Source organism: Cryobacterium sp. TMT4-10 (genome assembly GCF_004403275.1).
Taxonomy (GTDB): domain Bacteria; phylum Actinomycetota; class Actinomycetes; order Actinomycetales; family Microbacteriaceae; genus Cryobacterium; species Cryobacterium shii.
Genome location: NZ_SOGU01000065.1, coordinates 1 through 7,383 on the forward strand (window position 1 = coordinate 1; position 7,383 = coordinate 7,383).

Here is a 7,383-nt window from a genome sequence, read left to right on the forward strand (position 1 = left end):
ACGCCCTCATCGCCCTCGCCATGCTCAGCCTCGGCGGCCACAAACCAGTACTCCCCGGCCGGGTTTAACCCACGGTTACGACAGGAGAGCCGAGATTTTGCCCAAAACCGGTGCCGGACGCCCTCAAAACGTGTTTTAACGCAAAATCTCCGTCGAATTGGTTCGGCGCAGTGCTCGCTCGGCGAGGGCGGCGGACGGCGGGCGAACGTTGCTGACGGTGGCGGGCGGCGCTCGGCGAGGGCGGCGGCGAGCGGCGTTAGTCGGTGGCTTCGGTCGGGGGCTGGTCGAGGCCCGGCGGGATGACTTCCGCGCGGCGCAGCACGGCCTCCGCGTGGCGGAGCAGCGGCGCGTCGACCATGCGGCCCTGGTAGGCGAACACGCCCTCCTCACCGGCCGCCGCCTCCAGGATCGCCCAGGCCGCCGCGACCTCCGCGGGCGCGGGCCGGTAGGCGTCGCGGATGACGCCCACCTGGCTGGGGTGGATGCAGGCCGTGGCCCGGAACCCGCTCGCCACGGCATCGTCGACCTCGGCGGTCAGCCCGGCCAGGTCGGGGATGGCCAGGAACACGCCGTCGACCGCGGCCTTCCCGTGCGCCCCGGCCGCCAGCAGCACGGCGGACCGGGCGTGGCGGGCGACGGCCCGGTAGCTGCCGTCCGCGAACCGGCTGGAACTGCCGCCGAGCGAGGCCACCAGGTCGTCGGCGCCCCACATCAGGGCGACCACGTTCGGCGCGGCCGCGATCGACGGGGCCGCGAGCACCCCGGTCGCGGTCTCGCAGAGCGCGATCACCTCGAACCGGGCCAGCGCCTCGAGCTCGGCGGCGCTGACGGTCTTGGGCACCATGACGTAGCGGTACATCGTCTCGTCGAGCGCGTCGAGGTCGAGGGCGAAGTCGGGGGTGCCGACCGGGTTGACCCGCACGATGGTGCGGTTCGGGTCGAGCGGATGCCCGACCAGCAGCCCGCGGGCCCTGGCCCGGTTCGCGGGCAGGAGGGCGTCCTCGAGGTCGAGGATCACGGCATCCGCCCGGTCGGCGGCCTTGCGGTACCGGTCGGGCCGGTCGGCGGGGCAGAAGAGCAGCGCCGGCCCCAGGTCGAAGCTCATGACGCTGCCACCTGACACCAGACCAGCACCGTGCGCACGGCCGTGGCCACCACGTCCCCGCGCTGGTTGCGCCCGGTGTGGCTGAGCGTGACGAGGCCCTGCCCGGGCCGCGACGCCGACAGGCGCCGCCCGGTCACCACCGTCTCGGAATAGAGGGTGTCCCCGTGGAACAACGGATGCGGGAAGGTCACCTCGCCGAACCCGAGGTTCGCGACGATCGTGCCCTGGGTCAGCTGCGCCACAGAACTGCCGACCAGGGTCGACAGGGTGAACATCGAGTTGACCAGGCGCCGGCCGAACGGCTGGGTGGCGGCCCACGCGGCATCCAGGTGCAGCGACTGCGTGTTCATCGTCAGGGTGGTGAACAGCACGTTGTCGGCCTCGGTGACCGTGCGGCCCGGGCGGTGCAGGTAACGCGCCGCCAGGTCGAACTCCTCGTAGTACAACCCGCGCTGCTCGATCGTGCGCCGTTCGTCGGCGCGGCCGTCGTCGTTGTCGCCGGCGTCGGTGACACCGCCCGCGAGCACGCCGCCCTCGCTGAAGCCGTCCTCGTTCATGCCCTCCTCCTATCCGGTGAAGCCGAGGGCCCGGGAGATGACCATTAGCTGCACCTCGGTGGTGCCCTCGCCCAGCTCGAGAACCTTGGAGTCGCGGTAGTGCCGGGCCACCGGGTTCTCGTTCAGGAAGCCGTAGCCGCCGAAGATCTGCGTCGCATCGCGCGCGTTGTCCATGGCGGCCTCGCTGCCCACCATCTTGGCAATCGACGCCTCCATTTTGAAGGGGTGCCCGTGCACCATTTTCTGCGCGGCGTCATAGTAGGCGAGCCGGGCCGTGTGCACGCGCGCCTGCATCCGTGCGATCTTGAACGCGATGTGCTGGTTGGACCCGATCGACTTGCCGAAGACGTTGCGGCTGTTGGCGTAACGGATGGCCTCCTCCAGGCAGCCCTGCGCCGCACCGGTGCAGAGCGCGGCGAAGGCGACGCGGCCCTCGTCGAGGGTCTGCACGAAGTTGGCGAACCCGCGGCCGCGCTCGCCGAGCAGGTTGGCCTCGGGCACCCGCACGTCCTCGAACACGAGCGGGTGCGTGTCGGAGGTGTGCCAGCCGACCTTGTCGTAGGCGGGCAGCGCGGTGAAGCCCGGCGTCGGGGTGGGCACGAGGATGGCCGTGAGCTCCTTCTTGACCGAGCCGCCGGGCCGCCGGGACTCCCCCGTGACGGCGGTGACCGTGACCAGCCGGGTGATCTCGGAGCCGGAGTTGGTAATGAACTGCTTGGTACCGTTGATGACCCACTGCCCGCCGACCAGCTCGGCCGTGGTCTTGGTGCCCGCGGCGTCGGAGCCGGCATCCGCCTCGGTCAGGCCGAACGCGGCGAGCGCGCGCCCCGCGGCCAGCTGCGGCACCCATTCCTGCTTCTGCGCCTCGGTGCCGCGGCGGTAGACGGGCATAATGCCCAGGCCGACGCCGGCCTCGAGGGTGACCGCGATGCTCTGGTCGACGCGGGCGAGCTGCTCGACGGCGAGGCAGAGCGAGAAGTAGTCCTTGCCCTGGCCGCCGTACTGCACCGGGAACGGCAGCCCGAACAGGCCCAGCTCGCCCATCTGGGCGATGATGCCGTAGGGCAGGCTCCGTTTGGTGTCGTATTCGTAGGCGGCGGGCGCGACGACGGTATCGGCGAAGTCGCGCACGTCGTTGCTGAGACGCTGCTGGTCCTGGGTCAGTTCGGAACTCACGATGATGCTCCCCTGTCTGGTCTGTCGGTGTCTGGGCTGATGATGGTGGCGACGACCTGGTCGAGCTTGACCAGGTCGCCGGGTTTGAAGGTGACGGTGACCAGCCCCGCGATCAGCGCGGTGAGGCGGTGTTCCATCTTCATGGCCTCCACGGTGAGGATGGCCTGCCCCACGGCGACGAGGTCCCCCGTCGCGGCGTGCACGGCGACGACGGTTCCCGGCATGGGCGAGCGCACCTCGGGGCTGACCGCTCCCGGGGCCAGGTCGCGGCCGGCCAGCCGTTCGGCCTGGAGCTCGGCGCCGGTCAGGTGCAGAAGCGAGACCGAGAAACCCGAGCTGCCGATCCACAGCCGGCGGCCGCCGGACCCGAGATCCGGGGCCATGTCGGACACGATGTCGAGCACCTGCAGCACCCCGTCGACCTCGACGCTGACGGCCCCGGACCGGTTCGCGTCGGTGAGGCTCGCGGCCACGGGCATCCGGTCACCGATCACGACGGATGCCGCGCTCGGCGAGCCCTGCACGCCGACGGTGACCCGGTCGATCGCGCTCGTGGCCAGGGTGTAGTGGGTCGGCCGGGACGGGCCCATCCGCCAGCCGGTCGGCCGGGACCAGACCGGGTCGGCTGCCGGCATCGCGTCCGACTCCGCCGCCGCCCAGGCCTGCCCGTGCAGGACCAGCGCCGCGGCGACCAGCACGTGGTCGTCGACGCCGCGGAAGGGCAGGCCGGGCAGCCGGCGCTCGATCAGGCCGGTGTCGAGGCGCCCGGCCTGCACGTCCGGGTCCTGCACGAGCAGCCGCAGGTATTCGAGGTTGGTGCTCACGCCGAGCACGAGGGTCTCGGCGAGCGCCCGGTCGAGCCGGGCGAGCGCCTGGGCCCGGTCGGCTCCCCAGGCGATCACCTTGGCCAGCATGGGGTCGTAGTCGGCGGAGATCCGCAGACCGGGGACGAGCGCGCTGTCCACCCGGATGCCCTCGCCGGTCGCCTCCCGCAGCGCGAGCACGCAACCGGTCGCCGGCAGGAAGCCGCGCTCGGGGTTCTCGGCGTACACCCGGGCCTCGATCGCGTGGCCGGCCAGCACCACGTCGGCCTGGGCGTGGGCGAGCGCCTCCCCCGCGGCCACGCGCAGCTGCCACTCGACGAGGTCGATCCCGGTGACCATCTCTGTGACCGGGTGCTCCACCTGCAGCCGGGTGTTCATCTCCATGAAGAAGAACTCCTCCGGGGCCGCGTCGGAGACCAGGAACTCGACCGTGCCGGCCCCGGTGTACCCCACGCTGCGGGCGGCCGCGCAGGCGGCCTCACCGATCCGCGCCCGGGTGCCCGGGTCCAGCAACGGCGACGGCGCCTCCTCGATCACCTTCTGGTGCCGGCGCTGCAGCGAGCACTCGCGCTCGCCGAGGTGGATCACCCGGCCGTGCGTGTCCGCCAGCACCTGCACCTCGATGTGCCGGGGTGCAGGCACGAAGCGCTCGATCAGGAGGGTGTCGTCGCCGAACGCGCTCGCCGCGACCCGTCTCGCGGCCACGAGCGCCGCGGGCAGGTCGTCGGGGCGCTCGACCAGGTGCATGCCCTTGCCGCCGCCGCCGGCCGACGGTTTGATCAGCATCGGGTAGCCGATCCCCGGGGCCGCGCCGATCAGCTGCTCGTCGGTCTGGCCGGGCACGGAGACGCCGGGGATGACGCTGACCCCGGAGGCGGCGACGTGGTTCTTCGACCGGATCTTGTCGCCCATCACGCGGAGGGCGTGCGCGCTCGGCCCGATGAACACGACGCCCGCCGCGGCGCAGGCCTCCGCGAATGAGACGTTCTCGCTCAGGAAACCGTAACCGGGGTGGATGGCCTGGGCGCCGGTGGCCCGGGCGGCGGCCAGGACGGCATCCTGGTCGAGGTAGCTCAGCCGGGCGCTGGCCGGACCGAGCCGCACCGCGGCATCCGCCAGCATCACATGCCGGGCGCCGCGGTCGGCGTCGCTGTACACGGCGACCGAACGGATGCCGAGGGTGCGGAGCGTGCGGATGATGCGGCAGGCGATTTCGCCGCGGTTGGCCACCAGCACGGTGTCGAAGGCTGTCATGGTGTCCTCACATCCGGAAGAGACCGAAGGCGGTCTCGGGCAGGGGGGCGCGGGACACGACGCCGAGGGCGAGGCCGAGCACCGTGCGGGTGTCCGCCGGGTCGATCACACCGTCGTCCCAGAGCCGGGCGGTCGAGTAATAGGGACTGCCCTGGTGGTCGTACTTCTCGGCGATCGGCGCCCGGAACGCGGCCTCGTCGGCGGCCGACCACTCCTGCCCGGCGCCCTCGAGCTGCTCCCGCTTCACGGTGGCGAGCACGGAGGCGGCCTGCGGGCCGCCCATCACGGAGATGCGGCTGCCCGGCCACATCCAGAGGAAGCGCGGAGAGTAGGCGCGGCCGCACATGGAGTAGTTGCCGGCGCCGAACGAGCCGCCGATCACGACCGTGAGCTTGGGCACCCGGGCGGTGGCGACGGCGGTCACCATCTTGGCGCCGTGCTTGGCGATGCCGCCGGCCTCATAGTCCTTGCCGACCATGAAACCGGAGATGTTCTGCAGGAAGATCAGCGGGATGCCGCGCTGATCGCAGAGTTCGATGAAGTGGGCGCCCTTGAGGGCGGATTCGGAGAACAGGACGCCGTTGTTGGCGACGATGCCCACCGGGTGCCCGTGCAGGTGCGCGAAGCCGGTGATCAGGGTGGTGCCGTAGTCGCGCTTGAATTCGTGGAAATCGCTTCCGTCGACGAGCCGGGCGATCACCTCGTGCACGTCGTAGCGGGCCTGCACGTCGACCGGCACGGCGGCGTAGAGCTCGGCCTCGTCGGCGACCGGGGCGCGCGACGGGAGGATGTCCCAGGCCGGGGCGAGCGGGCGAGGCAGGGTGGCGACGATGTCGCGCACGATCTGGAGGGCGTGCTCGTCGTTCTCGGCGAGGTGGTCGGTCACGCCGGAGGTGCGGGCGTGCAGGTCTCCCCCGCCGAGTTCCTCGGCCGTGACGATCTCGCCGATCGCGGCCTTCACGAGCGGCGGGCCGCCGAGGAAGATGGTGCCCTGGCCCCGCACGATCACGGTCTCGTCGCTCATCGCCGGCACATAGGCGCCGCCGGCGGTGCAGGAGCCCAGCACGGCGGCAATTTGCGGGATCTTGGCCGCGGACATCCGTGCCTGGTTGAAGAAGATGCGGCCGAAGTGCTCTTTGTCTGGGAAGACCTCGTCCTGTAGGGGCAGGAAGGCCCCGCCGGAGTCGACCAGGTAGACGCACGGGAGCCGGTTCTCGAAGGCGACCTCCTGGGCGCGGAGGTGCTTCTTGACCGTCATCGGGTAGTAGGTTCCGCCCTTGACGGTGGCGTCGTTGGAGATGACGAGCACGTGGCGGCCGTGGATCAGGCCGATCCCGGTGATGATCCCGGCCCCGGGGCTCTCGTCGCCGTAGAGGCCGGTGGCGGCGAGCGGGCAGAGTTCGAGGAACGGGCTGCCCACGTCGAGGAGGCGGTCGATGCGCTCGCGCGGGAGCAGCTTGCCGCGGGCGAGGTGGCGCTGCCGGGAGGCCTCCGGGCCGCCGCGCGCCACGACCTCGAGGCGGCGGCGCAGGTCGGCGACGAGCTCCCGCTGGGCGGCGGCGTTCTCGGCCGCGGCGGCGCCGTCGATCCGACTCACGAGTGTCTCCATCGACAGCTTCCCGTTCGAGCGTGCGAGCGTTACAGTTAGTGATTACTAACCGAAAATTCAGGTTAGCCGTTCGTAACTGAGAAGTCCAGAGTTCGCCGGAAGGACCGCCGATGCCCGAGGTTGCGAGCGAGGGCCGAGCCGAGGCGGCGACGGAGGGTGCGCTTCAGACCGCAGCCGAAGCCGCGCCGACGCCGCGCAGCCGCGCCAAGGCCGACCGGCGGCAGGCGCTGCTGGGGGCGGCCGCGACCCTGTTCGCGCGGTCGGGGTACAACGGGGTCTCGATCGAGGATCTCGGGGCGGCCGTCGGGGTGAGCGGCCCGGCCGTGTACCGGCACTTCAGCGGCAAGCCGGCCGTGCTCGCCGCGCTCCTGGTGGAGGTCAGCGAGACGCTCGTCGCCGGCGGCCGGCAGGTGATCGATCGCGCCCCGGATGCCGCGGCGGCCCTGCGCGAGCTGGTGCGGTTCCACACCGACTTCGCCCTGTCGAACCCCGACGTGATCCGGGTGCAGGACCGGGATCTGGACAGCCTGGCCACCGGCGACCGGCACCGGGTGCGGGCCCTGCAGCGCGCCTACGTGGAGCTGTGGGTGTCGGTGCTCGGGCAGGTGCATCCGGGGGTGGATGCCGCGCTGTTGCGCATCCGTGCCCAGGCGACCTTCGGTCTGCTCAATTCGACCCCGCACACCCTGCCAGCCTCCCCGAGCGGCGCGGTGCGGCCGCTGCTGGAGGAAATGGCGCTGGCGGCGCTGGGCGCGTCCTGAGGGGCGCGCGCCCGCACGTCGCAGCCGCGTGGGCTCGGCCGCGGGCTTCGCGGGTGCTGCGCCGCTGCGCGCGTGTCACGCCGCGCGCGGAACGGCG

The 7,383-nt window shown here is 71.9% G+C and carries 6 protein-coding genes; 1 reads left to right on the plus strand and 5 read right to left on the minus strand.

Annotated elements, in window-relative coordinates:
• Positions 1-256: 256 nt before the first annotated feature.
• Genes E3T42_RS09280 through E3T42_RS09300 form a run of 5 tightly spaced genes read right to left on the minus strand, consistent with a single transcriptional unit; the run spans position 257 to position 6,525 of the window.
• Positions 257-1,105, minus strand: a complete 849-nt coding sequence (locus E3T42_RS09280) for a CoA ester lyase (protein ID WP_134365965.1) — start codon at positions 1,103-1,105, stop codon at positions 257-259.
• Positions 1,102-1,662, minus strand: a complete 561-nt coding sequence (locus E3T42_RS09285) for a MaoC family dehydratase (protein WP_134365964.1) — start codon at positions 1,660-1,662, stop codon at positions 1,102-1,104. The genes E3T42_RS09280 and E3T42_RS09285 overlap by 4 nt, the downstream gene beginning before the upstream one ends.
• A gap of 9 nt (positions 1,663-1,671) precedes the next feature.
• The gene (locus E3T42_RS09290; RefSeq protein ID WP_134365963.1) at positions 1,672-2,838 is read right to left on the minus strand and encodes an acyl-CoA dehydrogenase family protein; all 1,167 of its coding nucleotides are present in this window, start codon (positions 2,836-2,838) and stop codon (positions 1,672-1,674) included.
• Positions 2,835-4,916 carry a biotin carboxylase N-terminal domain-containing protein gene (locus tag E3T42_RS09295; protein WP_134402893.1) on the minus strand — a complete coding sequence of 694 codons (2,082 nt, stop codon included), beginning with the start codon at positions 4,914-4,916 and terminating at the stop codon, positions 2,835-2,837. The genes E3T42_RS09290 and E3T42_RS09295 overlap by 4 nt, the downstream gene beginning before the upstream one ends.
• Positions 4,917-4,923: 7 nt before the next feature.
• Positions 4,924-6,525, minus strand: coding sequence for a carboxyl transferase domain-containing protein (locus tag E3T42_RS09300; RefSeq protein ID WP_134402894.1), 1,602 nt, complete (start codon positions 6,523-6,525; stop codon positions 4,924-4,926).
• 110 nt (positions 6,526-6,635) lie between these two features.
• Between E3T42_RS09300 and E3T42_RS09305 the strand changes: the two genes are divergently transcribed.
• Positions 6,636-7,286 carry a TetR/AcrR family transcriptional regulator gene (locus tag E3T42_RS09305; protein ID WP_134402895.1) on the plus strand — a complete coding sequence of 217 codons (651 nt, stop codon included), beginning with the start codon at positions 6,636-6,638 and terminating at the stop codon, positions 7,284-7,286.
• Positions 7,287-7,383: the final 97 nt, after the last annotated feature.

What these genes read in the sequence shown, in the direction of transcription:
- E3T42_RS09305 (WP_134402895.1), top strand. Translation starts at nt 6,636, where the DNA reads ATGCCCGAGGTTGCGAGCGAGGGCCGAGCCGAGGCGGCGACGGAGGGT.
- E3T42_RS09295 (WP_134402893.1), bottom strand. Translation starts at nt 4,916, where the DNA reads ATGACAGCCTTCGACACCGTGCTGGTGGCCAACCGCGGCGAAATCGCC.
- E3T42_RS09280 (WP_134365965.1), bottom strand. Translation starts at nt 1,105, where the DNA reads ATGAGCTTCGACCTGGGGCCGGCGCTGCTCTTCTGCCCCGCCGACCGG.
- E3T42_RS09285 (WP_134365964.1), bottom strand. Translation starts at nt 1,662, where the DNA reads ATGAACGAGGACGGCTTCAGCGAGGGCGGCGTGCTCGCGGGCGGTGTC.
- E3T42_RS09300 (WP_134402894.1), bottom strand. Translation starts at nt 6,525, where the DNA reads ATGGAGACACTCGTGAGTCGGATCGACGGCGCCGCCGCGGCCGAGAAC.